The 26761-nt window shown below is 64.6% G+C and carries 27 protein-coding genes and 1 other RNA gene; 12 read left to right on the plus strand and 16 right to left on the minus strand.

Annotation, left to right across the window (positions count from 1 at the left end):
- Positions 1-410 precede the first annotated feature (410 nt).
- Positions 411-686, plus strand: a complete 276-nt coding sequence (gene rpsU / locus ACFDR6_RS18340; protein WP_061847124.1) for a 30S ribosomal protein S21 — start codon at positions 411-413, stop codon at positions 684-686.
- Positions 687-773: 87 nt separating this feature from the next.
- Here rpsU and ACFDR6_RS18345 read toward each other — a convergent pair whose 3' ends face one another.
- From ACFDR6_RS18345 to ACFDR6_RS18355, 3 genes are all read right to left on the minus strand, one after another.
- Positions 774-1052 carry a DUF1488 family protein gene (locus tag ACFDR6_RS18345; RefSeq protein ID WP_212080663.1) on the minus strand — a complete coding sequence of 93 codons (279 nt, stop codon included), beginning with the start codon at positions 1050-1052 and terminating at the stop codon, positions 774-776.
- 118 nt (positions 1053-1170) lie between these two features.
- Entirely contained in the window at positions 1171-1467 is a 297-nt protein-coding gene (locus ACFDR6_RS18350; RefSeq protein ID WP_375859072.1) for a hypothetical protein, read from the minus strand.
- Positions 1460-1726: a hypothetical protein gene (locus tag ACFDR6_RS18355; RefSeq protein ID WP_375859073.1), complete on the minus strand. Its 267-nt coding sequence runs from the start codon at positions 1724-1726 to the stop codon at positions 1460-1462. Before ACFDR6_RS18355 ends, ACFDR6_RS18350 begins: the two co-directional genes overlap by 8 nt.
- Before the next feature lie 353 nt (positions 1727-2079).
- Here ACFDR6_RS18355 and ACFDR6_RS18360 point away from each other — a divergent pair, with 353 nt between their 5' ends.
- Positions 2080-2424, plus strand: a complete 345-nt coding sequence (locus ACFDR6_RS18360) for a hypothetical protein (RefSeq protein ID WP_249152884.1) — start codon at positions 2080-2082, stop codon at positions 2422-2424.
- A gap of 14 nt (positions 2425-2438) precedes the next feature.
- Here the strand turns inward: ACFDR6_RS18360 and ACFDR6_RS18365 are convergent, their stop codons facing one another.
- Together ACFDR6_RS18365 and ACFDR6_RS18370 are read right to left on the minus strand one after the other, a co-directional pair.
- Positions 2439-2639 carry a hypothetical protein gene (locus ACFDR6_RS18365; RefSeq protein WP_375859074.1) on the minus strand — a complete coding sequence of 67 codons (201 nt, stop codon included), beginning with the start codon at positions 2637-2639 and terminating at the stop codon, positions 2439-2441.
- Positions 2640-2708: 69 nt separating this feature from the next.
- Positions 2709-3329, minus strand: a complete 621-nt coding sequence (locus ACFDR6_RS18370; RefSeq protein WP_375859075.1) for a TetR/AcrR family transcriptional regulator — start codon at positions 3327-3329, stop codon at positions 2709-2711.
- Positions 3330-3460: 131 nt separating this feature from the next.
- On the opposite strand from ACFDR6_RS18370, the gene ACFDR6_RS18375 reads away from it, so the two are divergent.
- The 4 genes from ACFDR6_RS18375 (at position 3461) to ACFDR6_RS18390 (ending at position 10122) form a co-directional block, all read left to right on the plus strand.
- The gene (locus ACFDR6_RS18375) at positions 3461-4693 is read left to right on the plus strand and encodes a cytochrome P450 (protein WP_317242566.1); all 1233 of its coding nucleotides are present in this window, start codon (positions 3461-3463) and stop codon (positions 4691-4693) included.
- A gap of 143 nt (positions 4694-4836) precedes the next feature.
- Complete coding sequence (locus ACFDR6_RS18380; protein ID WP_375859076.1) at positions 4837-8487, plus strand: AsmA family protein; 3651 nt, start codon at positions 4837-4839, stop codon at positions 8485-8487.
- 242 nt (positions 8488-8729) lie between these two features.
- The gene (locus tag ACFDR6_RS18385; protein ID WP_375859077.1) at positions 8730-9854 is read left to right on the plus strand and encodes a DUF2336 domain-containing protein; all 1125 of its coding nucleotides are present in this window, start codon (positions 8730-8732) and stop codon (positions 9852-9854) included.
- A gap of 28 nt (positions 9855-9882) precedes the next feature.
- Positions 9883-10122: a hypothetical protein gene (locus ACFDR6_RS18390; RefSeq protein ID WP_317242568.1), complete on the plus strand. Its 240-nt coding sequence runs from the start codon at positions 9883-9885 to the stop codon at positions 10120-10122.
- A 32-nt stretch (positions 10123-10154) separates the two neighbouring features.
- Here ACFDR6_RS18390 and ACFDR6_RS18395 read toward each other — a convergent pair whose 3' ends face one another.
- From ACFDR6_RS18395 to ssrA, 11 genes are all read right to left on the minus strand, one after another.
- Complete coding sequence (locus tag ACFDR6_RS18395; RefSeq protein ID WP_375859078.1) at positions 10155-11861, minus strand: ATP-binding protein; 1707 nt, start codon at positions 11859-11861, stop codon at positions 10155-10157.
- Positions 11858-13372 (minus strand): ATPase domain-containing protein, encoded by a 1515-nt coding sequence (locus ACFDR6_RS18400; RefSeq protein ID WP_212080673.1) that lies wholly within the window; start codon positions 13370-13372, stop codon positions 11858-11860. Before ACFDR6_RS18400 ends, ACFDR6_RS18395 begins: the two co-directional genes overlap by 4 nt.
- Positions 13373-13690: 318 nt before the next feature.
- Entirely contained in the window at positions 13691-14629 is a 939-nt protein-coding gene (locus tag ACFDR6_RS18405) for a LysR family transcriptional regulator (protein ID WP_375859079.1), read from the minus strand.
- 194 nt (positions 14630-14823) lie between these two features.
- Entirely contained in the window at positions 14824-15342 is a 519-nt protein-coding gene (locus ACFDR6_RS18410) for a GNAT family N-acetyltransferase (protein WP_317242570.1), read from the minus strand.
- Positions 15343-15554: 212 nt separating this feature from the next.
- A complete protein-coding gene (gene feoB / locus ACFDR6_RS18415; RefSeq protein ID WP_375859080.1) occupies positions 15555-17426 on the minus strand; it encodes a ferrous iron transporter B in 1872 nt (623 codons plus the stop codon).
- Between the two features lie 37 nt (positions 17427-17463).
- A complete protein-coding gene (locus ACFDR6_RS18420; RefSeq protein WP_018319701.1) occupies positions 17464-17739 on the minus strand; it encodes a FeoA family protein in 276 nt (91 codons plus the stop codon).
- A 114-nt stretch (positions 17740-17853) separates the two neighbouring features.
- Positions 17854-18105, minus strand: a complete 252-nt coding sequence (locus tag ACFDR6_RS18425) for a ribbon-helix-helix domain-containing protein (protein ID WP_212080678.1) — start codon at positions 18103-18105, stop codon at positions 17854-17856.
- Complete coding sequence (locus tag ACFDR6_RS18430) at positions 18102-18290, minus strand: DUF4169 family protein (protein WP_018640859.1); 189 nt, start codon at positions 18288-18290, stop codon at positions 18102-18104. Before ACFDR6_RS18430 ends, ACFDR6_RS18425 begins: the two co-directional genes overlap by 4 nt.
- A 280-nt stretch (positions 18291-18570) precedes the next feature.
- Entirely contained in the window at positions 18571-20004 is a 1434-nt protein-coding gene (gene fumC, locus ACFDR6_RS18435; protein ID WP_375859134.1) for a class II fumarate hydratase, read from the minus strand.
- 89 nt (positions 20005-20093) lie between these two features.
- On the minus strand, positions 20094-20612 hold the full coding sequence (locus tag ACFDR6_RS18440; RefSeq protein WP_212080679.1) for an SspB family protein: 519 nt from the start codon (positions 20610-20612) through the stop codon (positions 20094-20096).
- A gap of 115 nt (positions 20613-20727) precedes the next feature.
- Positions 20728-21094, minus strand: a transfer-messenger RNA (tmRNA) gene (gene ssrA, locus ACFDR6_RS18445).
- An 84-nt stretch (positions 21095-21178) separates the two neighbouring features.
- On the opposite strand from ssrA, the gene ACFDR6_RS18450 reads away from it, so the two are divergent.
- From ACFDR6_RS18450 to ACFDR6_RS18475, 6 genes are all read left to right on the plus strand, one after another.
- Positions 21179-21787: a chromate transporter gene (locus ACFDR6_RS18450; protein ID WP_375859081.1), complete on the plus strand. Its 609-nt coding sequence runs from the start codon at positions 21179-21181 to the stop codon at positions 21785-21787.
- A complete protein-coding gene (locus ACFDR6_RS18455; RefSeq protein WP_317242573.1) occupies positions 21784-22314 on the plus strand; it encodes a chromate transporter in 531 nt (176 codons plus the stop codon). The genes ACFDR6_RS18450 and ACFDR6_RS18455 overlap by 4 nt, the downstream gene beginning before the upstream one ends.
- 95 nt (positions 22315-22409) lie before the next feature.
- Positions 22410-23171, plus strand: a complete 762-nt coding sequence (locus tag ACFDR6_RS18460) for a tripartite tricarboxylate transporter TctB family protein (protein ID WP_212080682.1) — start codon at positions 22410-22412, stop codon at positions 23169-23171.
- A gap of 7 nt (positions 23172-23178) precedes the next feature.
- Positions 23179-24693, plus strand: coding sequence for a tripartite tricarboxylate transporter permease (locus ACFDR6_RS18465; protein ID WP_375859082.1), 1515 nt, complete (start codon positions 23179-23181; stop codon positions 24691-24693).
- A 115-nt stretch (positions 24694-24808) separates the two neighbouring features.
- Positions 24809-25789 (plus strand): tripartite tricarboxylate transporter substrate binding protein BugD, encoded by a 981-nt coding sequence (locus ACFDR6_RS18470; RefSeq protein WP_317242575.1) that lies wholly within the window; start codon positions 24809-24811, stop codon positions 25787-25789.
- Positions 25790-25961: 172 nt separating this feature from the next.
- Entirely contained in the window at positions 25962-26756 is a 795-nt protein-coding gene (locus ACFDR6_RS18475) for a thymidylate synthase (RefSeq protein ID WP_375859083.1), read from the plus strand.
- Positions 26757-26761 lie beyond the last annotated feature (5 nt).

Genomic DNA, 26761 nt, shown 5'->3' on the forward strand with positions numbered 1-26761 from the left:
GCGCATTCCGCGCGACAATCACGCGGCGATCTTCAACTTCGTCGATGTCTCTGGAAAAGGAGCCCGCGGGCGCATTCAACAAGGCACAGCGGCTAATCGAACGGCTTCAATATATATGATTTCCACGATTTTGCAAGGAGCTAAGCCAGTTTGTTTTGTGCGAGGCACTTCCGCTGTTCCGGTCGAGGCGGTTTGTGTCCATCGACCGGCAAGCGTTAGCGATTGACAGCGCTGCACGACGATGGTCACGTTCACGCCGCACAAGCTGCATCGCTGTGACAAGCAGATCAGCTCATCCAAGCCGCGACGAGTGTCGCCGCTGCCATCCTCAACAATCGCAACGAAGCTCCTGCGCAATTGGCTGCCCTGCAGGACGTGTCGCATTCGCAGCCCCCAGCTCGGAGGATCAATTGCACGTACTCGTCAGAGACAACAATGTCGACCAGGCTCTCCGCGTTCTCAAGAAGAAGATGCAGCGCGAGGGCGTCTTCCGGGAAATGAAGCAACGGCGTTCCTATGAAAAGCCGTCGGAGAGAAAGACCCGCGAGAAATCTGAAGCCATTCGGCGCGCCCGCAAGCTCGCCAGGAAGCAGGCGATCAGAGAGGGATTGCTGCCCGCGCCGCCGAAAAAGAAACCCTTTGAACGCAAGGCGCCCTTGCCGGAGATCAAGGCGCGGACGGAGTAGAGAAAACGTTCGAGCTGGCTGCAATCATGGGTCCGCGACGATCGGGTCCTTCTGCCATGCAGCCGGCTGTCGCGGTGCTGCCGGCTCCTATGGCCTGAAATCGATGCCGCGTAGCACGATGCCGGGCGGCGTGCCTTCGAACTCCGTCGCACGATATTTGCTCGCCGCGCGCGCTTCGATGCGATCCCGCAGGCGGGTGAACTGGGCCTCCCGCTGCTCGGGCCTGACTTTCGGGCCGCGCTCGAGATCGTCCATCGCGGAGGTCGAGATCGCGCAAGGAACCTCCCTGGTGCCGTCATGCATCGAGAACCGGACGATCATCCGGTCGTATTCGTGGCTGATGAAGTGGCCGCTGGTCAATGTCATGGCTTGCTCCGTTCCGTGATTGCCGGGCACGATCGTGCCCTCAAACTCCCGGCGACCGGCCGCCTGCTTTCCCGTCGCGCGTGGCACGTGTTGAGAATGCAGGCGGCGGTCGTTCGCCTCAGCTCTCCCCCGACAGCCGAGCGAAATCGTCGAACAGGGCTGACACGAGCGCGCGGTGGCGCGTGTCCTCGGCCGGTAGGCCCGCGGCATAGAGGTTGAGCAAATGACGCGCCTTCACCGCGGCCTCCGCCCAGGACGCGGACGGCACCGTCATCATGCGGTGCTCGAGATCGGCCTCGCGTTCGCGCAGCTCCCTGACCTGGGCTTCGACGTCCGCCAGCGCGCGGCGCAGGTCGGTCGCCTTCTGTGCGGCCATGCCCCGGTGCTTGTCGAGATCGACCGGGTGGTCAGTCATTGCCGATGCTCGCGTCTGCGGCTTGCGCATTCGCAAGGTCCACTGAGCCGATCGACAGCCTCTCCATGGTGCCGGCCGCACCTTCGGCGGGCACGGTAATCATCGTGGCGATGCGGCGATAGGCGGCGAAGGTCAGGCCATCGATCGTCTCTTCGTCAGTGACGACCTCATAGGCGCCGGCCGGCAAGACGCGGTCGATGCCGCGGACGCTGAAGGGATGCCTGAAGGTGACGGTTTCTCGCCGCGAGCGGATGGTCATGCACGCCTGCCTTTCGCAAGTGAATCCCCAACCGGTGCCGGCACCCCAAACCATGCGCCTTTGGCGCCGCGATAGCCAGCACTATCGTCACCGCGTCGGCAAACGACGACGTCACGGCGCAATAGTCGCCCGCGAGGGATTTTACGCTCGCTATTGGTTCGGCAAGGGCGTAGCGTTACTGCCATCACCGCACGTCTGCACGGCTTCGACCGGTGACTGAGGGTCACGTGTACTCCCGCCGAAGGCTTCGCAGGAGCGTTCGATGTCGCGTGTTCGCATCTCGGAACGAATCGTGCCGCCGGTGATCGTTCCGCTGTCTCTTCTGCTTCTCGTGTGCGGTGCGGCCATCCTGCATGGCTAGGCTGACACGACTGCCATATCTGGTCAGCGGAACGAACGAATATGGCAGTTCCAATCTCGGCCGCGGCACCGCGACGGTCGCGCTGCGCTACGCTCGAAAGCTGCTGCGCGAAGGCTACATGGATGTCAGGGTTTGCACCCCGCGCGGACGGGTGCTCCAGCCGGATGAATTCGACCAACTCAAACCACCAGAGGAGAGCGACATGGCGAAGGGTCAGCAACGCGGCAATCGCGAAACCAAGAAGCCGAAGAAGGAGAAGTCCAAGGTCATCGCCGCGGCTCCGAGCCGCAAGGACGCCGCCTGGCAGCCGGATTTCGGACCTACAAAGAAGAAGTAGGCACGAGCTGCAGCTCACCAGCTGTCTTTGACGACTCCCTTGCCGGCATAACTGGTGAGATTGCCGGAGAACTCGCTTTCGAACGCCGCACCGACCGAGAATCCGTTGAGCCACTTGGTCTCGGCGGCCGCGCGGGCAAGCGCGGAATCGGGATCCGGCCGCGCGCCGTTCACGATGAAGCTCGTGCCCGGCAGCGACTGGAAGGCCGCACGCACCGCGCGCGGCCAAGTTCAGGAGCGCTTGTGATATTTGGAGCACGGCCAATAGGCGCGTGACGCGATTGATTACGGATTCGACTTCGTTGCCAATCCCGTCCTCCGCCGCAAATCCGTAATCGCGCGCAGAAAGCTGTCGGCCGGCGTGGTCTCGGGATCGATCAGCCGGTGCAGGCGAAAGCCGTCTTCCAGCGCCAGCACCACCGACGCCATCCACGATGGGTTCAGGTTGTGATTGCGTCCGTTGCTCTTCAGCGTGGCCTCGACGATGTCGGCGACCAGCTTGCGCCGCGCGCGCAAGCGTTTGGCGAGCTCGGGCCGGCGCTTCTCGGCGCGCGCGACGAACAGGATCATCTCCATGTGCAGCAGCGGCGCGCGGCCGAGCGGGTCCTGCCGGCTGCGGTCCATCGTCTTCAGCGCCGCGATGAAATCGTCGAGATTGTCGTGCTCGGCGAGGATGTCCATGTTGCGGCGGATCGATTGTTCGACATGGTCCTCGAGCATGGCGATGATCAGCTCGTCCTTGCTCCTGAAGTTCGAATAGAACGCGCCGCGGGTGAAGCCTGCCGCCGCCGCAATCGCCTCGATGCTGGCGCCGCCGATGCCGTCCTCCTCGAACACGCGCGCGGCCGCCTCGAACAATCTGTCGCGCGTATCGTCCCTGGTCGGCCTGGTTCTCGCCCTTGACATCGGACGAGGTTAGGGCAGGATGCAATTCGATACAACAATGTATCGAGTTGATAAATTCAGGGATGGTTACGCCGGGCAGTGGGGCTGCGATCGGCGTATGCGTGTCATGCGGCAACCGATTTGAGGTCACCATGAACGAGCATTTGCAGGGCGCCGGCGGCGCACCGCTGTTCAACCCGCTCTCGCCGGACTTCATCCGCGATCCCTATCCGCATTACGACCGGCTGCGCACGATCGATCCGGTCCATGTCACGCCGTTCGGTCAGTTCGTCACCAGCCGCCACGCCGATGTCAGCCTGGTGTTGCGCGACAGGCGCTTCGGCAAGGATTTCGTCGAGCGCTCCAAGCGCCGCTACAGCGACAAGATCATGGACGAGCCGGTGTTCCGCAGCATGAGCCACTGGATGCTGCAGGCCGATCCGCCCGACCACACCCGCCTGCGCGGCCTCGTCGTGAAGGCCTTCACCGCGCGCCGGGTCGAGGACATGCGGCCGCGCATCCAGGAGATCGTCGACCAGGCCATCGATGCCGTGACCGACCGCGGCCACATGGACCTGATCGAGGATTTCGCTTTCCGCCTGCCCGTCACCATCATCTGCGAGATGCTCGGCATCCCCGAGGATCATCGCGAGGTCTTCTACAAGAGCTCGCGCGACGGCGGGCGGCTGCTCGATCCCGTGCCCCTCTCACCGGAGGAGATCAAGAAGGGCAACGAGGGCAACCTGATGGCGCAGATGTATTTCCAGCAGCTATTCGAGCTGCGCCGGCGCAATCCCGGGGATGATCTCACCACCCAGCTCGTGCAGGCAGAGGAGGACGGCAACAAGCTCACCAACGAGGAGTTGACCGCGAACATCATCCTTCTGTTCGGCGCCGGCCACGAGACCACGGTGAACCTGATCGGCAACGGCCTTCTGGCGCTTCACCGCAATCCGGACCAGCTTGCGCTGCTCAAGGCGCGCCCCGAGCTGATGGAAGGCGCGATCGAGGAGTTCCTGCGCTACGATTCCTCGGTGCAGATGACTGGACGCGTCGCGCTGGAGGATATCGACGATCTCGGCGGCAAGAGGATCCCCAAGGGCGAGACCGTGCTGTGCCTGCTCGGCTCGGCCAACCGCGATCCGGCAATCTATCCCGATCGGCCGGACCGGCTTGATGTCACCCGCCAGAACGTGAAGCCGCTGTCGTTCGGCGGCGGCATCCATTTCTGCCTGGGCGCTCAATTGGCGCGCATCGAGGCCGAGATCGCCATTGCCACGCTGCTGCGGCGCCTGCCCGATCTGCGCATCGACGACGTCGAAAACCCGGAATGGCGGCCGACCTTCGTGCTGCGCGGCCTCAAGCGGCTGCCGGCGAGCTGGTAAAGGCGTCCCGGCGTTAACCTCCGCGCGCAACAGTCGCTGTGACTTCGCCACACTTCCCCCTATATAAGGGGCTGTTCCGGCACGCCTGAAGTCCAATAAGGCCAGGGTTTGGTCCGGGTGCCGGTTTGGCCGAGGGGAGACCCGTGCAGACGACGCTGCTCGGATTGGCGATTGCCTTCATCATTGCGCTGCTGGCCGCGCTGATCGGGCCTTACTACGTCGACTGGAACCAGTTTAGGCCCCAGTTCGAGGCGGAGGCTGGCAAGATCATCGGCGTGCCGGTGCGGGTCGCGGGCGAGCTCGACGCACGGCTGCTGCCGGCGCCGACGCTGCGGCTGCGCCAGGTCACCTTCGGCGGCAACAACGATCTCGGCCGCCTGCGCGCCGACAAGCTCGACGTCGAGTTCAGCCTGGGCTCCCTGATGCGCGGCGAATGGCGCGCCACCGAGCTTTCCGTGGGCGGCATGGCGGTCGATCTCGGCCTCGATGCCCGTGGACGGGTCGATCTACCCTCCACCGCGAGCGGCACTTTCAATCTGGCATCCCTCGCCATCGAGCGGCTCAATCTTACCGGCCGCATTGCCCTGCACGACGCCGCGAGCCGCTCGACGCTGGAGCTGAACGACATCGCCTTTTCCGGCGACGTCCGCTCGCTCGCCGGCTCGGTCCGCGGCGACGGCGGTTTCACTGCCGCCGGGGTGCGCTATCCGTTCCGCGTCTCCTCCGGCCCGAGCGCCGACGGCAACGCCACCCGTCTGCACCTCAACATCGATCCCGGCGAGCGCGCCATCCTCGCCGATCTCGAAGGCGTGCTCGCCTTCGACAACCGCCTGCCGAAATTCGACGGCGTTCTGACCCTGGCCGTACCGGCGGCCAAGAAGGCGGGGGAGGCGGGGCCGACGCCGTGGAAGCTGACGACCAAGCTCAAGGCGGATCCGGCCGGCGCGAAGTTCGAGCAGATCGACGCGGGTTTCGGCCCTGAAGACAGCGCGCTGAAGCTCGGCGGCGTCGGCGACCTCAAGTTCGGCGCCTCGCCGCTGCTGCGCGCGGTGCTGTCGGCGCGCCAGGTCGATGCCGACAGGCTCACGGCCAAGGGCGATGCCGAGCCGCTTCGCATTCTGCCGGCGCTGCGCGCGGGACTTGCCGCAATTCCGCAGGCGCCGATCCCGGCGCAGATCGAGTTCAACTCCGACCAGATCATGCTCGGCGGCCGTCCGCTCCAGAACATCTCAGCCGAGCTTCAGACCGACGGACGATCCTGGACCTTCCAGCGGCTCGAGCTGCGGGCCCCCGGCATGACGCAGCTCTCGCTCAACGGCGCGACGCCCGGCGCCGACAGTTTCAGCGGCCGTCTCAGCGTCGAATCGTCCGATCCGGATACGCTGATGGCCTGGCTCCAGGGCCGCAGCGAGATCAACCGCCGCAGCACGCGGCCGCTGCGCCTTGCCGGCGACGTGACGATCGCCGCCAATCATCTCGCCATCGACGGGCTGAAGGCCGACATCGAAGGCGGCGCTGTGCAAGGCCGCATCGCCTTCGTGCAAACAGGCGCGAGCAAGGGCTCGCGGATCGACGCCGAGCTCAAGGCCGACCGGCTCGACCTCGACGCCGCCGCAAGCTTCGTGCGCGCGCTCGCGGGTCCGCAAGGCGAATGGCCGGAAGAGGCAAAGCTCTCGCTCGATATCGGCCGGGCGATCTCCGCCGGCCAGGAGTTGCGCCCGTTCGCTGCAAAGCTCGGCTATGGCCCCGCATCGCTGTCGCTGGAGCAGCTGCGCTTCGGCCAGGCGAGCGGCGTGACCACCGAGGCGAGCGGCAGCTTCGACCGCACCAAAGCCACCGGAAAGCTCGCACTGAAATCCTCGTCCAATTCGCTGCGCGAGCTCACCGCGCTGATCGAGCCGTTTGCGCCCGCTGTGCGCGCGCGCTTCGACGCCATCCCGGCGCTGCCGGGTGCGACGCGCCTCAAGCTCGATCTCAGCCTCGACAGGAATGCCGAGCATGTCGATCGCAGCAATGCCCGCGCGGTGCTCGAGCTCGACGCGCCGCAGCTCAAGGCGACCGCCACGCTGGCCGCGCAGATGCCGGCAGCCGCCATTGGCGGCATTGATCTGGACCGGCTGCGGAACAGCGATTTCACACTGGAATCGAAAGTCTCGGCGCCCCAGGCCGGAGCACTGCTGGCGCTACTCGGGCTCGATCGCGTGGTGGCCGCAGGCGAGGGCGCTTCGCAGTTCGAGGGCAAGCTGACCGGCGCCTGGCGGCGGCCGCTGCAATTGAACGCAAAGCTCAGCGGCGGCGGTCTGGATGCCGATGCGCAGGGCAGTGTCGAATTGTCGGAGCCGAAAGCCAGCGTGAATCTGCGCGTGCGCAACGTCAATCTGGCGCCGCTGCTCGGGACCGGCCCAACCGACAAATCGGCGCAGAAGGTCAGCCTGTCCTCCCGCCTCACGCTGACGGGCAATCGCCTGATCTTCGACGATCTCGACGGCAATGCGGCCGGCTCGCATCTGCGCGGCCATCTGGCCGTGACGCTGGATCCGGAGAAGAGCGTCGACGGCGAAGTCGGTCTCGATACGCTCGATCTTGCCCCGGCGCTGGCGATGGCGATCGGCGCAGCCGGGCATGATACGGGCGAGCCGTTGAGCGCAGGGCTCGTCACCGGCTGGCGCGGTCGGATCGCGTTCCAGGCGTTGCGCGGGACGTTGCCTGGCGGCATCGAGCTGCGCCCGTTCGGCGGCATGATCCGCAGCGACGGCCAGTCGCTCGCGCTTGATGCGCTGAAAGGCGGCGTCGGCGGCGGCGAGATGTCGGCGAGCTTTGACGCGCGCAAAGGCGCGAGCGGTCTTGCGTTGAATGCGCGTGTCGAGCTCGGCAATGTCGATGCAGCGACGCTGCGCTACCGCGATCTCGCGCTGCCGAAGGGACGCGTCTCCGTGCAGATGGCGCTGACCAGCCAGGGCCGCAGCGTCTCGGCGCTCACCGGCGCGCTCGCCGGCAACGGCACGGTGACGCTGGCCTCCGCGGAAATCAGCGGCCTCAATCCGCGCGCCTTCGAGATCGCGATCCGCGCCAGCGACGGCGGCCAGGTCGCCGACGACAACCGCTTGCGGCAGCTCGTCGAGCCCGCGCTTGCTGCCGCACCGATCGCGGTGGCCTCGGCGCAAATCCCGTTCACGATCCGCGACGGACGGCTGCGCGTCGGCGCGACGCCGCTGGAAGCGAAGAACGCCCGCGCCATCGTCTCCGGCGGCTACGACATCCCCGCCGACCAGGCCGACATCCGCGCCAGCCTGACGCCGATCATGACCGGCCTCTCCGGCGCCCCGCCGGAGATCCAGTTGTTCGCGGCGGGACCTCCGGACAAGCTCAGTCGCACCATCGACCTCGCGCCGCTGTCCTCGTGGCTTGCGGTGCGCACGATCGACCGCGAGACGCGCCGGCTCGATGCGATCGAGCGCGGCGAGCCGCCACCGGCGACCGCGGCGCTGCCGACGCTGGTGTCTCCGGACGCAGCGCCCGAGCAAGCGCCTGGCAATGTGCCGCTGCCGGGCCAGGACCCGCGCCGTCCGCCGTCGAAGTCTAAAGTTGAACCCAAGATCGACCCCAAGATCGAACCCAGGGCTGCTCCGACGCCGAGGGCCCCGCAGGCCGCGCCCGCCGTGCCAAGCCCGCCGCTGGCGAGCCAACAGCTCGCGCCGCTGCCGCCGCCAATCGACGTGAGGCCTGCGCCGGGCCCTGCGCCCGCAAAGCCCCGGCCAAAGCCGCCGCTGGTGCTGACGCCGCAGAATCCGTGAAGTGCGACTTGGTTTTGCGCAGAGCCGCGAATTGGCTCACCTCTCCCGCTTGCGGGAGAGGGCCCTTCGCACTGCTTAACCCGTTCCCTTGCATTTGAATGAATTTTGCCCGGCAAAACTGATTTGCCGATTTTACTGAATTCTCGCGTTTCATCTCTAGCGTCGTTTCCAGAGGAATTCGGCGTCGCGTCAACTGAGGCGCGACGGTTCGCAAAGAACGGCCAAGAACTGGGGATATCGAGATGAACGGGGCGAAATCGCTTCTGCAGGATCTGGACGATGCGATCGCGCGCGGCACCGACGAAAGCCGGGCGAAGGCGTTGTGGCATGCGACCGACATTCTGATCACCGGACGCTACAGCGACGACGAGATCAGCATGTTCGGCGAGGTCATCGGCCGGCTCGCCGAAGAGATCGAGGTCGCCGCGCGGGCGCAGCTCGCGGAGCTGATGGCGGCGTGCGATCACGCGCCCCTCAACGTCATCGAAAAGCTCGCCCTCGACGACGAGATCGAGGTCGCCGGTCCCGTGCTGCGCGAGTCCAATCGTCTCGACGAGAAGATGCTGGTCGAGAGCGCCATGACCAAGGGCCAGTCGCATCTGCTCGCGATCGCCCAGCGCAAGTCGATCGGCGAGGCCGTGACCGACGTGCTGGTCAAGCGCGGCGATCAGGAGGTCGTGACGTCGGTGGCAAGGAACGAGGGCGCGCGCTTTTCCGGTTCGGGCCTGCTGCACATGGTTCGCCGCGCCGAAGGCGATTCGATCCTCGCCGAGCAGCTCGGCCTGCGCAAGGACGTGCCGCGTCACATCTTCCAGCAGCTGATCTCGAAGGCGTCGGAAGACGTCCGCCGCCGCCTCGAGACCGAGCGGCCCGAAATGATGGCGCAGATCCAGAGCTCGGTGACCGAGGTCACCGGCGATCTTCAGTCCAAGTTCGGCCCGTCCTCGCGCAGCTATTTCGTCGCCAAGCGGGTGGTGACGACGCAGTATCGCCAGGGCAACCTCAATCAGGATTCGATCTCGAGCTATGCGCGCCAGCATCGCTTCGACGAGGTGCAGATCGGCCTGTCGCTGCTGTCGGCGCTGCCGGTGGACGTGATCGAGCGCGCGATGATGGACCGCAACCGCGAGATGATTCTGGTGCTGTGCAAGGCGCTCGACTTCTCCTGGGACACGACCATGTCGTTGTTGTTCCTCGGCGCCAAGGATCATCTGATCACGGCGCGCGAGCTTCACGACAACGAGCGCGATTTCGGCCGGCTCAAGATCGAGACCTCGCGCAGCGTTCTGAAGTTCTACCAGTCGCGCAAGAACAGCGCGGGTGCCGATTCCGCTACGGGCCGTCAGCCCGAGCTTCAGGTCCACTGATCAGGAATTCGACAGGGGAGTATTTGCAATGTTGCCTCAATTCGGCACCGCCGTTCGCAAGAAGAACCTCAACAGTGCTCTCACCGCCGATATCGGCGGTGCACCGGACAAGGCGTCGGTGGACGCGGCCTGGCTCGTTCTGGAAGCCGCAAACGATCTCGGCGACCACGCTGCGATCGAAGCCTGCCGCCGCGTCATCGACGCCGAGCTGAACGGCACGGTCGCCGGCGGCTCGGATGTCGATCTCGTGCTGGGATATTTCAGGTAAGACTTCGTAGCGCAGCGAATCCTCGAACGCTCTCAGCCGGAATTGGAGCGCTTGGATCCTGCGTCGGGCCGTAGTTTTGATCTTGCCGCGCTCAGCGCTGCCGCCAGCTCGTCGATGTGGTAGGGCTTCGCCAGGATCTGGACGCCCGCTGCGTGGGCATCGTGGGCCGAAGCTTCGGCATATCCGCTGGTCAACAACACCGGTATGTGGCCTCGCCGTTTTCTGATCTCGCGTGCGAGCTCGACGCCGTTCATGCCGCCGGGCATCATGATATCCGAAAAAACAACATCGACCGAGCGGCCATCGGCCAGGGCGCCGAGAGCCGCGGCAGCGCTGGCGGCGCGCGTGACGTCGTAACCAAGCTGGCCGAGCATTTCGCTGACCAGCGCGGCAACTTCGTCGTCGTCTTCCACCAGCAGGACCTTGCCCTGGTTGCTCTTTTTCGGCCGCACCCGTGTGAGGTCGATCAGGTGTCGCCCGCTGGTGGGAAGATCGTGCGATCGAGGCAGGTACAGCGCAATGCTCGTGCCCCGGCCGACTTCCGATTGAATTCGTACGGTGCCGCGGGACTGGGTCGCAAATCCGTGGACCTGCGCGAGTCCCAGGCCGGAGCCCTTTCCCACGTCCTTGGTCGTGAAGAACGGCTCGAACACGCGCGCCAGGATCTCGGGAGACATGCCGATACCGGTGTCGACGACGGATAGCCGGACGTAGTCGCCCGTGATCTGCTCGTCGTTGAAACCAGGCAGGTTCTCCCCGCGCACGACGATCGTGCCGCCATTGGGCATGGCATCGCGGGCATTGACGGCCAGGTTCAGAATGACCAGTTCGAGTTCACCGGGATCGACCTCCACCGGCCAGAGCTGCTCCGGGAAGTCGAACTCGACATGGACGTCGCCCCGCAGGCTGCGATCGAGCAGTTCGCGCATCCCGCCGATCTGCACGGCAACGTCGACGGGCTCGGGACGAAGTGTCTGCCTGCGCGAAAACGCCAGAAGCTGCTTGGTCAGGCTGGCGCCGCGCTGCGCCGCCTGGATCATCCCCTCCATCAAGCGGCGGCGGCGGTTTGGATCGGTCTGGCGGTCGAGCATGTCGAGGCCACCGGAAATCACCATCAGCAGATTGTTGAAGTCGTGAGCTACGCCGCCGGTGAGCTGGCCGATGGCCTCGATCTTCTGGGCCTGGCGCAGCGTTTCCTCGACGCGGGCGCGCTCGTTCATTTCGAGACGCAACTGCTCGTTGGCCTCCTTCAGCTCGCGCGTGCGCTCGACCACCAGCTTCTCGAGGTCTTGCGCCGTCTGCTCGCGGGCCTGGAGCAGGGCCCGGATTTCATACTGGCGCCGTCGCGCCCTCATCGCGGATTGAACCGTGCTGGTCAGTGTGATCGGCTGAACCGGACGTTCGAGCAGCGAGACGTTGCGGAGAAGTTCGACGATGCTGCGTCGCCACGCAACGACAGCCGGCTGTTCTCGATGGCTGGTGAGGACGACAAAGGGCAGGTCGGACCATGGCGGTTGCGCCGCGATCCATTGGGCCAGCGGTGCCGTGTCCTTCCCGAACAATCCTTCCTCGGCGAGAAAGACGGCGCCCACGCCTTCGTTCATCGCGCTGACGAGTTCGGGCAGGCTTCGGCAGTTCACCGCTTCCAGATGGGAGTTGCGGAAGAGCTCGGCTGATGCCGGTCCATCGCGTCCGATCGGGGCGAATATGAGAACGCGGCTATCGCGAGCCGCGTTCATTCGATCGATCCTTCCGGGAGTGCCGTGCCGGTATAATGCGGATTGCCGGAAAAGATGCCGCTGAACTCCTGGAGGGGCGGGCCGAGCTTGATCCCGGTGCTGCCGAGCCGGAACTCGCGGATGGTATGCTCATGGTTGCCGCTGCGCTTCTTCACGACGGACAGAGCGCGCCGCACCGTTCCGCCGAACTCGAAATAGCGCAACATCAGCACCGCATCGCTCAAATAGCTGAGGTCGAGCGGCGTTTCCATTGGGCCCACCAGCCCATGCTGCGCGAGGATCAGGATGGTGAGCACACCCTGCTGCGCCAGATAGCTCAGCAGCTCATGCATCTGCAGGATGAGAAAGCGCTCGTCCGGCATCGCGTTCAAATAGCCGTTCAGGCTGTCGATAACGACAATGCGGGCGCCGTCGACCTCGACGCTTTGACGAAGCGTTGCTGCGAACTCACCGGGCGACAATTCGGCGGGATCAATCTGTTGAAATCGCACTTTGCCGGAATCGAGGTGTTTCTGCAGGGGCAGGCCCAGCGTAAGAGCCCGTGCTTCGATCGTTCCCCGGCCTTCATCGAACGCGAAGAAGACGGCGTGCTCGCCGCGTTCCGCCGCCGCGATGGCATAGGCGAGCGCGAGCGACGATTTCCCCACACCGGCCGAGCCGAGGAGCAGCACGTTGGTGCCCCGCTCGATCCCGCCTCCCAGGAGCCGATCCAGCTCGGGGTTTCCGCTGGACATGGACTCGCCGCGGAACGCCTTGTGATGTTCCGCCGCGACGAGTCGGGGAAAGATGCGCAAGCCTCCTTGCGAAATCGTAAAATCGTGATAGCCGCCCCGAAACCGGATGCCGCGCATCTTGATCACGCGAAGCCGTCGCCGCTCGGCCCCGTAGTCGATCGCGAGCTGTTCCAGCATGACGACGCCGTGCGCGATCGAATGCAGCTGCAGATCGTCCTGAGACGATGAGAGGTCGTCGAGGAGGACGACGGTGCAACTTCGGTTGGTGAAGAAGTGCTTCAAGGCCAGCACCTGGCGGCGGTAGCGCAGCGGATTCTGCGCCAGGAGGCGCAGTTCGGACAGGCTGTCGAGCACCACGCGGGTCGGATTGAGCCTTTCGACTTCCTTGAAGATCAGATTGGTGGTTTCGCTCAGCTCCATCTCGGCGGGATGGAAGACCGTGAGCTCCCGATCGGGATCGAGCGTCGTCTCCGGCGGTACCAGTTCGAAGATGTCCACGCCTTGCAGGGACCAGCCGTGCCTACGCGCTACGAGCTCGAGCTCCCGCCTCGTCTCGGACAGGGAGATATAGAGCACGCGTTCGCCGCCCCTCGCGCCCTCGAGAAGAAATTGCAGCGCAATCGTTGTCTTGCCGGTGCCCGGCCGACCCTCATAGAGATACATCCGGTTGGCGTCCAAACCGCCGCCCAGAATGTCATCCAAACCGTCGCTGCCGGTCGAAACTCTTGGCAAATCTTTGGGACTGTTGTCGGAAGCAGCCGTCGACGTATCGGTCATTGCACCCCCTTAACGCATTCCCAAAAAGAAAGCCGGTCTTGGGCAGAGCAGCCCCTTGGACCGGACAAAATCCGTCTCTATGGAACTCACACAGTCGGATTGGGTTCCGTCGGTGAGGCCGGCCGGGCGGGTCGAACGAAGGAGACCGTCGGGCCGGGAGCGGCACAACCGTGACCGCACTGGTTCCTGTGGATTGCCCGGCCCGGGCCCAATGCTCGAGGATGCGACGTCGGTCGAGCCGTGTCGGTCCAAAATTGGACGAAGCGTGCGGATCGTTGATCCGCCAATCCGGCGTATTGCGCGGCGGCATGCGGTAGCTCAGGCCAGATCGCGGGGGACGGATTTGTTCGCGGCGATTGCCGAAAGGATCCTGATGAAGGTCGTCACCGCCGGAGCCGGCGTGCGGTGCCGCTGGGTGATGAGGCCGAATTCGATGTCGATCGGCGCGGGCTTCATCACCAGATGGGCAAGTTCGCGCCTGCGCCAGTAAGGCTCCAGAAGCGGGATAGGCGCCCAGCCGACCGCGTCGCTCGCCATCGCCACCTGGCGCATCGCGGCGAAGCTCTCGGCCCAGATCCGTGGAACGAACCCGCCGGACTTGGGCACCCTGAATGCACGATTATCGCTGGCGCCGTTGGTCGCCTCGGATGAATAATGCGAGGGACGGGGACCGGTTAAGGGATAGTCCAGCAGATCCTCGGGCTTGATCACCTTGTGCCGCAGCAGCGGATGGCCGCGCCGGCAGTACAGCGCGACCTTGACGGTGGCCAGTTTCTCGAACGCGAGATCGTCGAGGTCGCGGACCTCGACCCGGTCGCCGATCGCGATATCGGCGCTGCCGTTCAGCACCTCCTTGACCGCGAACCGGGCTTCAGTTGAGCGGAGCCGACAGCGGAGGTTGGGAAATTCCATCGCGAGGCGTCCGAGTGCCTGCGGCACCCAGAGTTCGGACGGAAACGTGCCGGCAACCACCGTGATCTCGCCGACTTCGAGCCCTCTGGCCAGACGAATCTCGCGCGACAGGAGGTCCATGCTGCGCGTCACCGGCTCGCCTCGCTCCAGCACGATGCGGCCGAACATCGTCGGCTCGGGCACGCCCGTTCCCCTGTCGAACAGTCGCACGCCGAGCTCGCCTTCAAGCGCCTGAAGCGCGCGCGTCAGCGCCGATTGGGTGATGCCGAGTGCTTCGGCCGCGCGTCCGAAATGACGGTGGTGGGCGAGAGCCTTGACGATCTCGATGTGCCGGATGGTGAGCATGCATAGGACTCATCAAATTTTGTCCTTGATGAATTTGACACATGTAGACGCGCTTTGTCATCTCACGGCGGGCGGTAAGTGGTTCATGCAGAAGCAGCTTTGGTCCGTCTGGAACGGGAATGAGCGCGGCGTGCATTGGGCCGCACTAAGGGGCTGGGCGGCTCAACCTCCTGCGCGGTGGCGTGCTGCCACTGTCACTGCGCAGGAGGACTTACGGCTCTCGACTTGCGGTAGATCACGACGTCTTCGCCGTGACGGTTCGTGTTCCGCTCGATGAGATAGTCTGATCTTTCCAGCACGCGGCGGGATGCACCGTTCCTGACATTCACGATGCCGATGAGGGACGGCAGCTTGTGATGCGACAGCCCGATGTCCGTCATCGCGGCCGCGATCTCGCTTGCGAATCCCCGGCCCCAGAATTCGCGCTTGTACGCGTAGAGGATCTCGATCTCGTCGATGTCCTCGACGAGAATGTGCCGGATGCCCGCGCGTCCCACGAACGCTCCGTCCTGCGTTCGCAGCACCCAGAGGCCGAAGCCGTGCTGGTCCCAATGGGCCATGTTGGTGGCGAGATAGGTCTTCGTGACCTCGGGCGTCCGCACCCCACCGAGATAGCGGGAGACCTCGGCATCGAGATGCAACGCGACGAGGTCGGTGAGGTGGCTTTCGTTCAGCCGCTCTGCGGTGAGCCGCTTGGTACTGAAGTGATCCATGATTGCGAGGTCGTCACCAAAACGCGTCACCAACTGGTCGCCAGTTGGATGCCGCTGAGGTCGATCATGCCAGCGTGCTGATGTTTTGCCCGACGGGTCAACCGGTCCGTCATCTGCGGTCGGATGATTTTCGTGCTCGCGTAAGCCATTGATTTTACAACCCCCGTCCACGGTGCATGGGGTTGTTTTCGCAGTTTTTGTTTGAAGGGGGCCTAGCCCGCCCCCAACGCGACCGCGACGTTGTAGGTCAGCAGGCTCGCGGCATAGGCCAGCACCAGCATGTAGGTGAAGGTCACGGCCATCCAGGCCCAGCTTCCGGTCTCGCGCCGGATCACGGCTAGCGTCGAGGCGCATTGCGGGGCGAAGATGTACCAGGCCAGCATCGACAGCGCCGTTGCGAGCGACCATTTCGTCGCCAGCACCTGCCCGATCTGCTCGGCCGCTTCCTTGCCGCCTTCGATCGCGTAGACGGTGCCGAGCGCGGCGACCGCGACCTCCCGCGCCGCCATGCCGGGGATTAGCGCCACCGCAATCTGCCAATTGAAGCCGACGGGGGCGAGCAGCGGCTCGAGCGCCTTGCCGATCATCGCAGCCAGGCTGAAGTCGATGGCCGGCTCGGTGGCGCCCGCCGGCGGCTGCGGGAACGAGGCCAGAAACCAGATCAGCACCATCATCGAGAAGATCGTGGTGCCGGCGCGCACCAGGAACATCTTGGCGCGGGTGTAGATGCCGATCACGATCGATTTCAGCCGCGGCATCTTGTAGTCCGGCAGCTCCAGCATGAACGGCGCCGGAGCATAGTCGCGCAGCATGAAGAACTTGATGAGGAACGAGACGGCAAGCGCGCTGATGATGCCGGCCGCATAGAGGCCGAACATCACGAGGCCCTGCAGGTTGATGAAGCCCCAGACGTCCTTCGCGGGGATGAAGGCGGAGATGATCAGCGTGTAGACCGGAATGCGCGCCGAGCAGGTCATCAGCGGCGCGATCAGGATCGTCGTCAGACGGTCGGGCTTGTTGTCGATGACGCGCGTCGCCATGATGCCGGGAATGGCGCAGGCAAAGCTCGACAGCAGCGGAATGAAGGCGCGGCCGTGCAGCCCCGCGCCGCCCATGATGCGATCCATCAGGAATGCGGCGCGCGCCATATAGCCGAAATCTTCCAGCAGCAGGATGAACAGGAAGATGATGATGATCTGCGGCAAGAACACGATCACGCTGCCGACGCCCGAGATCACGCCGTTCTGAAGGAAGCTCTGCAGCAGGCCAGCGGGCAGGGTGGCTTGGATGAGCTCGCCCAGCGCATCGAAGCCGGAGTTGAGCAGGTCCATCAGCGGCTGCGCCCAGGCGAACACCGCCTGGAACATCACGAACAGGATCAGCGCCAGCACGATGAGGCCGCCGACGGGATGCAGGACGACCCGGTCGATCCGCCCGGTCCAGGTGTCGGGTCTGGCAGGCAGGCTGACGCAGTCGGCGATGATGCGGTCGGCCTCGCGCTGGGTCGCGCGCAATTCGGAGACGCTGAGCGCGCGCCAGCTGTTCGCCTCCGCCTCGGCGGCGAGCTTCGCCGAGATATCGTCGGTCAGTTTCAAGAGATCGGTGGTGCCGCCCTTGCGCACCGCGATCGAGGTGACCACGGGCAGGCCGAGCTCCTTGGCGAGCCGCTCGACGTCGACGGTGATGCCGCGGCGGGCGGCGATGTCGAACATGTTGAGCACGAGCACCATCGGCCGTCCGGTGCGCTTGAGCTCGAGCAGCAGGCGGATCGTCAGCCGCAGATTGGTCGAATCGGCCACGCACAGCACGAGATCGGGCACCGTCTCGCCGGATGCCTTGCCGAGCACGAAGTCACGGGTAATCTCCTCGTCCGGGCTGCGGCCGCGCAGCGAATAGGTGCCGGGCAGGTCGACCACCGAGACCTGGCGTCCCAGGGGCGTGACGAAGAAGCCTTCCTTGCGCTCGACGGTGACGCCGGGATAGTTGGCGACCTTCTGCCGGCTGCCTGTCAGTGCGTTGAACAGCGAGGTCTTGCCGCTGTTCGGCGTGCCCACCAGGGCGAGATGCAGCAGGGGTAATTCCATGGAATCACTGGTCCGGGATCAGAGGTCCGGCCGCTATCTAAGCGACGATGATGGCCATGGCTTCGCGGCGGCGGACCGCGATCGTGATGCTGTCGACCCGCACGGCGATGGGGTCGCGCCCGACCAGCCCTTCGTGCAGGACCTCGACCCGTGCGCCCTCGACGAAGCCGAGCTCGATCAGGCGACTCTCGAGCTCGATGTCCGAGAGCGCGGAGCCGGCCTCGCGAGCCGAAAGATGCTGGATGACGCCGGTGTAGCCGCGCTGGGCCAGACCCAGCGGCATGTGCGGGCGCGTGTCATTGGTGTCGGTCATGCCCTGTAATTTCAACGCAGGGCATTGAGGTCAAGCGGCGGGGTCGGCCGAAACTGCACCTTAGAGTGATTTTAAAGTGCAGATCGCCGGGCGCCGGGGAAAGCGGCCCGGCGGCTACTGGGCCGGGATCTTGTCCGGCTGGGCGGCCATGGCCCGGCTCTTGAAGTAGTCCAGGACGAACAGGCGGATCGCCGACGACAGGTTGCCCTGCTGGCGATTGTTGTCGATCTCGCCGACCAGCTCGGACAACGTCATGTTGCGCAGGCCCGAGATCTCCTTCATGCCGTTCCAGAACGCCTCTTCGAGGCTGACGCTGGTCTTGTGCCCGGCGACGACGATCGACCGTTTCACGACCGGCGACTTCATGGCTGCTCCTCGCGATCGATCTGATGCTGATCCAGGTGCGCCTTCGCCTTGTCCGCGCGCGTCTCCTCCGCCGACCGTTCCGCCTTCGTGCGACCGAACTTCGTCCGGTTGGCGTCCGCCTGTTTCGCCGACGCTTCCCGCTCGGCGCGCTTCCGGAAGCGATTCAGGTTGATGACGTTCCCCATGCCGCGTCTCCATCATCCGATCCTCTTCAGGCTGGATGAAACATTCAGAAACAGGGTGCCGCTTTGCGCCCCACAAGACTTGATCGCCATTCGCTCGTCCTCGTCAATCGGCCCCTCGGGCCATCAAACGATGAATTTCGCCCTGTCGAGGGGGGCGGAAAGGCTGCGTAGCACGCCGTCCCGCCGGAACATTGACGGTAATCAAATCCCGCCCCCAAAACTGCATATTTCTGGGCGCCGAGCGTCCGTATCATTACGGATGCCTATCGGAATTCGGAATTTATCCCGGGCTGGTCATCTTCTCCGGGCGCACCAGGCGGTCGAATTCATCCGCCGAGACGAAGCCGAGCCGCAGCGCCTCCTCCTTCAGCGTGGTGCCGTTGGCATGCGCCGTCTTGGCCACCTTGGCGGCGTTGTCGTAACCGATCTTCGGGGCGAGCGCCGTCACCAGCATCAGCGAGCGCTGCATCAGCTCGCTTATCCGCTTCTCGTCGGCGCGGATGCCGCTGACGCAATGCTCGGTGAAGGATCGCGCGGCATCCGCCATCAGGCGGATCGAGTGCAGCATGTTGTAGGCGAGCACGGGCTTGTAGACGTTGAGCTCGAAATGGCCCTGGCTGCCGGCGACCGTGATCGCGGTGTGATTGCCGAACACCTGGCAACACACCATGGTCATCGCCTCGCACTGCGTCGGGTTGACCTTGCCCGGCATGATCGAGGAGCCCGGCTCGTTCTCCGGCAGGATCAGCTCGCCGAGGCCGGAGCGTGGGCCCGATCCCAACAGGCGGATGTCGTTGGCGATCTTGAACAGGCCCGTCGCCACCGAATTGATGGCGCCATGCACCAGCACATAGGCATCGTTCGAGGCCAGTGCCTCGAATTTGTTGGCGGCGCTGGTGAAGGGCAGTTTCGTGATGCCGGCGACATGCTTTGCGAACAGTTTCGCAAAGCGCGGCTTCGAGTTGAGGCCGGTGCCGACGGCGGTGCCGCCCTGCGCCAGCGGATGAAGATCCTTCACCGCGACCTTGAGCCGGGCAATGCCGCTCTCGACCTGCGCGGCATAACCGGAGAATTCCTGGCCGAGCGTCAGCGGCGTCGCGTCTTGCGTGTGGGTGCGGCCGATCTTCACGATCTTCGAGAACTCCTTCTCCTTCTTGCGCAGCGCGCGCAGCAGCTCACCGAGCGCAGGGATGAGATCGGCATTGATGCGGCTTGCGGCCGCGATGTGCATCGCGGTCGGGAAAGAATCGTTCGACGACTGGCTCATGTTGACGTGGTCGTTGGGATGCACCGGCTTCTTGGCGCCGAGTTCGCCGCCCAAGAGCTCGTTGGCGCGGTTGGCGATCACCTCGTTGAGGTTCATGTTGGTCTGCGTGCCGGAGCCGGTCTGCCATACGACGAGCGGGAAATGATCGTCCAGTCTGCCGTCGATCACCTCGCGCGCGGCGCGGATGATGGCGTCCGCCCGGCGCCGGTCGAGCAGGCCGAGCTCGAGGTTGGACTGCGCTGCGGCGAGCTTGACGATACCGAGCGCGTGTACGAGCGCGATCGGCATGCGATCCGTGCCGATCCGGAAGTTCTGGCGCGAACGTTCAGTCTGCGCGCCCCAATAGCGGTCAGCGGTGACTTCGATGGGACCGAAGCTGTCGGTCTCGATGCGGGTCGCGGGGCGGGCGGTCTTCGAGCGGGAAACTTTGGCCATGAGCACATCCATTCCGCCGCGCGAGATGCCGCGCGGCCTCTTCATGTGCTCTTCTATATAGACAGTCTGGCCGGGTGCGACGGCTTCACGGCCAACCTAGATCATTTCTTGCGGAAACGATCGAGCCGAACGACCTCGGCGCCGCCCTGGTTCGGGGCCGCCGGCTCCTCCGTGCCTTCCGCCGTTTCAGGGGAAGGCGTCTGCACCGCGACGGCCGACGGCGCGGGAGCTGCCGGCAGCGTCTCGGGCGCGACCTCGGCGACATCGGACGTGTCGAACTGCAGGCCGAACTTCACGGACGGATCGAGGAAGCTCTTGATGGCGCTGAACGGCACGATCAGTCGCTCAGGAATGCCGCCGAAGGACAGGCCGACCTCGAAGCGGTCCTCGAGCACGGTCAGATCCCAGAACTGGTGCTGCAGGATGATCGTCATTTCTTCCGGATATTGCGCGAGCAGCCGCGACGACAGCTTCACGCCCTCGGCCTTCGACACGAAGGTGATGAAGAAATGGTGCTCGCCCGGCAGGCCATGGGCCGCGGCGTCGGTCAAAACCTTCCGGAGCACGCCGCGCAGCGCGTCGCGGGCCAGCACATCGTATCGGATATGATCGGTCGCCATGGTGGTCCTGTTGCATCCCCGAAGCCGGACCGTGCCGGCCCGACTCGCCAAGCCGCAATAGTACCGCGCCTGACGGGTCAGCAGGAGTCCCCGCCGGGGAAGAAATCGAGATTAAAGTGGAGGCTTCTGTTGCCAGGTGCCTCCGAACCCCGCCTAACGGAGCTTAACCCGTTAGGACTTTAAGTCGGTCTTTCAAACTGCGTTACGCAGCCTGAGCAACCGGAGCAAAGTTGTCGTTGGCAACTATTGCAGTAGCCCGATAACGGCGGAACAATACCGGGAAAAAGTTCGCCCTTTACGCCCTCGTCGATCCTATTTCGCCCCCGCCAAAACCCGCTTCTAGGGTATGCCCCGCGTGGGCTTTGGTGGAGGCGCCGGGTACCGCCCCCGGGTCCGAATGGTTTATTGCGACGACCGTTTATTTCCATAGCCGGCGAACCGGCACCCCCAATATAGGGGGCAAACGTTTTGAAAGACAGGGGTTTGGCGTGGATTGCGTCCGGTTCCCTTTGGATAGGTTCCGGACACGCTTGGCCGTGGCGCGACCCCTGTTCTAAGCTCCTGACATGTCCCCGGATTCAGTACCGGCTGTCCAGGAATCGGACCAGAAGCCGGACCTCGCTGCCGCGCCGCCAGGTCTGGTCGCACTTTTCCTGGCGTTCGCCCGGATGTCGCTGGCCGGTTTCGGCGGCGTGCTGGTGTTTGCCCGGCGGGCCATCGTCGAGCAGCATCGCTGGATGACCGCCGACGAGTTCAACGAGACCTTCGCGCTCTGCCATTTCCTGCCCGGGCCCAACATCGTCAATCTGTCGATGGTGTTCGGCGCCCGACTGCGGGGGATCGCCGGGGGAGTGGCCGCCTTTGCCGGCCTGCTGCTGCCGCCGACATTCATCATGACCGGGCTCGCGATCATCTACGCTCAGTTCGGCGAATTGGAGCTGCTGCGCCGCAGCCTCGCCGGCATCTCCTGTGCGGCGGTGGGCCTGTTGATCGCGGTGGTCTTCCGCATGATGACCCCGCTGTTGAAGCGGATGGACGCCGTCGCGCTCACCCTGATGCTCGGTGTGTTCGCCGCCATCGGCCTGCTCCGCCTGCCGCTCCAGGCAGTGCTGCTGGTCGCGATCCCCGTGAGTATCGGCGCCACCTATTTCCTGCGGCGGAAAGTAGCAGCATGAACGCCGAGAACCCGATCTGGGTGCTGATCTCCACCTTCGGTCTGATGTCGCTGTTCGCGGTCGGCGGCGCCGCGGCGGCGGTGCCGGAGATGCACCGCATTGCGGTCGAGGTGCATCACTGGATGACCGACAAGCAGTTCGCTGATGCCTATGCGATCGCGCAGCTCTCGCCAGGTCCGAACGTTCTTATCGTGACCTTAATCGGCTATGCCGTCGCCGGGATCCCCGGGGCGCTGGCGGCGACGCTGGCGATGTGCCTGCCGACGGCCCTGCTTGCTTATTATGTCAGCCGGCTTCTGAATCGGCCCAGCCAATCGCGCTGGCCCGGATTGATTCAAGCTGCGCTGGTTCCGCTCTCGATCGGATTGATGGCGGCGAGCGCTCTGATCCTGGCCCAGTCGACCGATCGCACAATTGTTGCGGTGCTTCTGACCGCAATGGTTGCGGTGATCGCATCCGTCTCGCGCATCAATCCTCTTTGGCTTTTGCTCGCCGGGGGCTTGTTGGGTTTTGCTGGCATTGTGTAACGAAAATCGCTAGGCAATGGTCGGGGCGGGGGATCCAGTTCCAACTGATTTAGAACAACAGTGCTCGTGACTTACGGGTCGCGGAGGAGACATGCATGGCCGACACGATGGGCCACTCAGCGACGACCACCCGAAACACGCGGTTGGCGCTCGGCTTTTGTCTGCTGGCGATTGCGCCGCAGATCTTCGAATTGATCTGGTCGATCGGGACGATCTTCGGCTGGGGGACCGGCCGCGGCCCCGCGACGGTCGTCACCAGCCACGCGGCGGCGCTGATCGCAGGCGCGCCCAGCGCGATGTTCGGATCGCTTGGCGGCGGCACCAAGAAGATGTCGTCAGAGGTCCTGCTGGCGCTGATCTATTCCTATCCGCTGTTCGTGGTCGCAATCCTCACGCTGTTCATGAGCATCAGGTCGGCCCAAGATTATGTCGGCGGCGTCGTCCTGATGGCGGTCGCCCTGTTCGCGCTGTGGGCAGGGAGCGACTTGCAGGGCATGCGGGGCTTCTCCTTCGGCGCGGGCACCGCGCCGCGAATGTTCGGCGGCCTGCTGGTCGCCTTGTCCGCCGGCATCGCCTTGACCGGTCTTCTGACCGATGGGCCGGCAATGGCCCATTATTCATGGCGGGGGCCATTGTTCGTGGTGGCGGCGATTCTGTTTTTCGCGCTGGCGATCCGGCCGCTCGGCCTCGTGGTCACGGCCTTCGCGAGCTTCATGATCGCCGCGACGGGATCGCAGGAGACGCGCTGGGTGGAGGCGGTGATCGTGGGCGCTTGCCTGACGATCGGTTGCGCAATCCTGTTTCCATATGTGCTTGGGCTGCCGATGCCGATGTATCCGCGTTTTATGATCCAGTGAGGGTGTGATGGATATCTTTGCCAACCTCGCTCACGGCTTCGCCGTCGCGTTCTCTCCGATCAACCTCCTGATGTGTCTGATCGGCGCCCTGGTCGGGACGCTGGTCGGCGTGCTCCCGGGCATCGGCACCATCGCAACGGTGGCGATGCTGCTGCCGATCACCTTCGGACTGCCGCCGGTCGGCGCCCTGATCATGCTCGCCGGCATCTATTACGGCGCGCAATATGGCGGCTCGACCACTTCGATTCTGGTCAACATACCAGGCGAGGCGACGTCGGTCGTCACCGCCATCGACGGCCACCAGATGGCGAGACAAGGCCGCGCCGGCCCGGCGCTGGCGATCGCCGCGATCGGCTCGTTCTTCGCCGGCTGCGTCGCGACCGTCCTGATTGCCGTCCTCGGTGCGCCGCTCACAAAACTCGCGCTGGCGTTCGGCCCGGCCGAATATTTCTCGCTCATGGTGCTCGGCCTGATCTTCGCGGTGGTGCTGGCCAAGGGCTCCGTGCTGAAGGCGATCGCGATGATCGTGTTCGGCCTTTTGCTCTCCATGGTCGGCTCGGACATCGAGACCGGCGCCTCACGCATGGCCTTCAACATTCCGGAGCTCGCCGACGGCCTCGGCTTTGCGACGGTGGCGATGGGCGTTTTCGGCTTTGCGGAGATCATCCGCAATCTCGACGCCGGCGCCGAAATGAGCCGCGATCTCGTGCAGCAGAAGATCACCGGCCTGATGCCGACCAGGAAGGATCTGATCGACTCGACGCCCGCGATCCTGCGCGGCACCGTGCTCGGCTCGATCCTCGGCATCCTGCCCGGCGGCGGCGCGACCATCGCATCGTTCGGCGCCTATACGCTCGAGAAGAAGCTCGCCAAGGACCCGTCGCGGTTCGGTCGCGGCGCGATCGAGGGCGTGGCGGGGCCGGAAAGCGCCAACAACGCTGCGGCGCAGACCTCGTTCATCCCGCTGCTGACGCTCGGCATCCCGCCGAACGCCGTGATGGCGCTGATGGTGGGCGCGATGACCATCCACGGCATCGTGCCGGGCCCGCAGGTGATGCAGAAGCAACCCGACCTCGTCTGGGGCATGATCGCCTCGATGTGGATCGGCAATCTGATGCTGATCATCATCAACCTGCCGCTCGTCGGCATCTGGGTCCGTCTGCTCCGCGTCCCCTACCGGCTGATGTTCCCCTCGATCGTGATCTTCTGCGCGATCGGCATCTACTCGGTGAACAACGCACCGGTCGACGTGATCCTCGCCGGCGTGTTTGGTCTCGTCGGCTACTGGCTGATCAAGCACGATTTCGAACCGGCGCCGCTGCTGCTCGGCATGGTGCTCGGACCGTTGATGGAAGAGAACCTGCGCCGTGCGCTGCTGATCTCGCGCGGCGACTGGAGCGTCTTCCTGACGCGTCCGCTGTCGGCGGTGCTGCTGGCGGTCGCGGCGGGTCTGCTCGTCCTTACGGTGTTACCGGCGTTGCGCGCCAAGCGCGACGAGGTGTTCACCGAGTCCGAGAACTGAGGTCCTGCGTCGGCGCGCCGCATTCGGAAGTCGAATCGACTTGTGTTACGGCTTCGTGAAATGGAAATGCCGGCCTTTGGGCCGGCATTTTAATTATGTCCAAAGGGGAAACGTCATGACGTTCATTCGCGCGCTTACGGGCGCATGTGCCGCAGCGCTCACAGCGCTCGGCAGCTTCATCGCAACGGCTGAGGCGCAGACCTATCCGACGCGCAGCATTACCATGATCGTGCCGTTCGCGGCCGGCGGCCCGACGGACGTGATCTCGCGCATTGTCACCGGGCACATGGCGCAGACACTCGGACAGAGCATCATCATCGAGAATGTGGTTGGCGCCGGCGGCACCACCGCCACCACGCGCGCCGCGCGTGCGGCAAATGACGGCTATACGCTCATCACCGGGCATATGGGAACGCATGCCGCCTCGGTGCCGCTCTATCCGAAGCTTGCCTATCATCCCGAGAAGGACTTCGAGCCGATCGCGCTGCTCGCGGGTACTCCGATCCTGATCCTCGCGCGGAAGGACTTTCCGCCGAAGGATCTCAACGAATTCGTCACCTATGTGAAGGCGAACGTCGAGAAGGTGAACGCCGCGCATGCCGGCGTCGGTTCGGTTTCGCACGTCTCGTGCGAGCTCCTCCATTCCATCCTCGACATCAAGCCGGTCGGCGTGCCTTTCAACGGCACCGGCCCCGCGATGAATGCATTGGTGGCTGGACAGGTCGACTACATGTGCGACCAGATCGTCAACGCCGTTCCGCAGATCAATGCCGGCACCATCAAGGCCTATGCGATCGCCACGGCCGAGCGTAACCCGTCCCTGCCGAACGTCCCGACGACGGCGGAAGCCGGCCTGCCAAAATTCCAGGCCCAGGCCTGGAACGCGATATTCGCCCCGAAGGGAACCTCGCCCGCGATCATCGCAAGCCTGAACGCCGCGGCCATCAAGGCGCTCGACGACGAGACCGTGAAGAAGCGTCTGCTCGACCTCGGCAGCGTCATTCCGGCCGCCAAGGATCGCACGCCGGAAGCGCTGGCGGCGCTCGTCAAGAGCGAGATCGCAAAGTGGAGCCCGGTGCTCAAGCCGGCGACTTAGCCCAGCGAGATCAAGCTGATAGGCGAGGGGCGGAACGCCGATTTCCGCCCCTTGTCGTTTGCTCCGGAAACACTCAATTTTCCGGGTATAATCGGTGCGAACAGCGAATCGCCGCTGTTGCAGCGCGGGGGCGGCCGTTAAGTTCGCCGCCTTCCCAAAGGCTCAGTCGCACATGCACCAGTATCAGGACCTGCTCGAGCGGATTCTTTCAGACGGCGCCGAGAAGACCGACCGGACCGGCACCGGAACGCTGTCGGTGTTCGGCCATCAGATGCGCTTCAATCTGTCCGCCGGCTTCCCGATGCTGACCACCAAGCGGCTGCCGCTGAAGGCGATCGTGCACGAGCTGTTGTGGTTCCTGAAGGGCGACACCAACATCAAATATCTGCGGGACAACGGCGTCACCATCTGGGACGAATGGGCGGACGCCAATGGCGATCTCGGCCCGGTCTACGGCCATCAGTGGCGCTCCTGGCCGGCGCCTGACGGCCGCAGCATCGACCAGATCGCGAACGTGGTCGACATGATCAAGCGCAACCCGGACTCGCGCCGCCTGATCGTCTCGGCGTGGAATCCCGCCGAGGTGGACAAGATGGCGCTGCCGCCGTGCCATTGCCTGTTCCAGTTCTACGTCGCAGGCGGCAAGCTGTCCTGCCAGCTCTATCAGCGCTCGGCCGACGTCTTCCTCGGCGTGCCCTTCAACATCGCCTCCTACGCATTGCTGACGATGATGGTTGCGCAGGTCACCGGCCTGAAGCCCGGCGACTTGGTGCATTCGTTCGGCGACACCCATCTCTATTCCAACCATCTGGAGCAGGCAAAGCTCCAGCTCACCCGCGCGCCGCGTCCGCTGCCGGTGATGCGGATCAATCCTGACGTGAAGGACATCTTCTCCTTCCGCTTCGAGGATTTCGAGCTCGTCGGCTACGACCCGCATCCGCACATCAAGGCGGAAGTTGCGGTCTAGCAACC

Origin of the sequence: Bradyrhizobium tunisiense (assembly GCF_042263385.1) — a bacterium.
Taxonomy (GTDB): domain Bacteria; phylum Pseudomonadota; class Alphaproteobacteria; order Rhizobiales; family Xanthobacteraceae; genus Bradyrhizobium; species Bradyrhizobium tunisiense.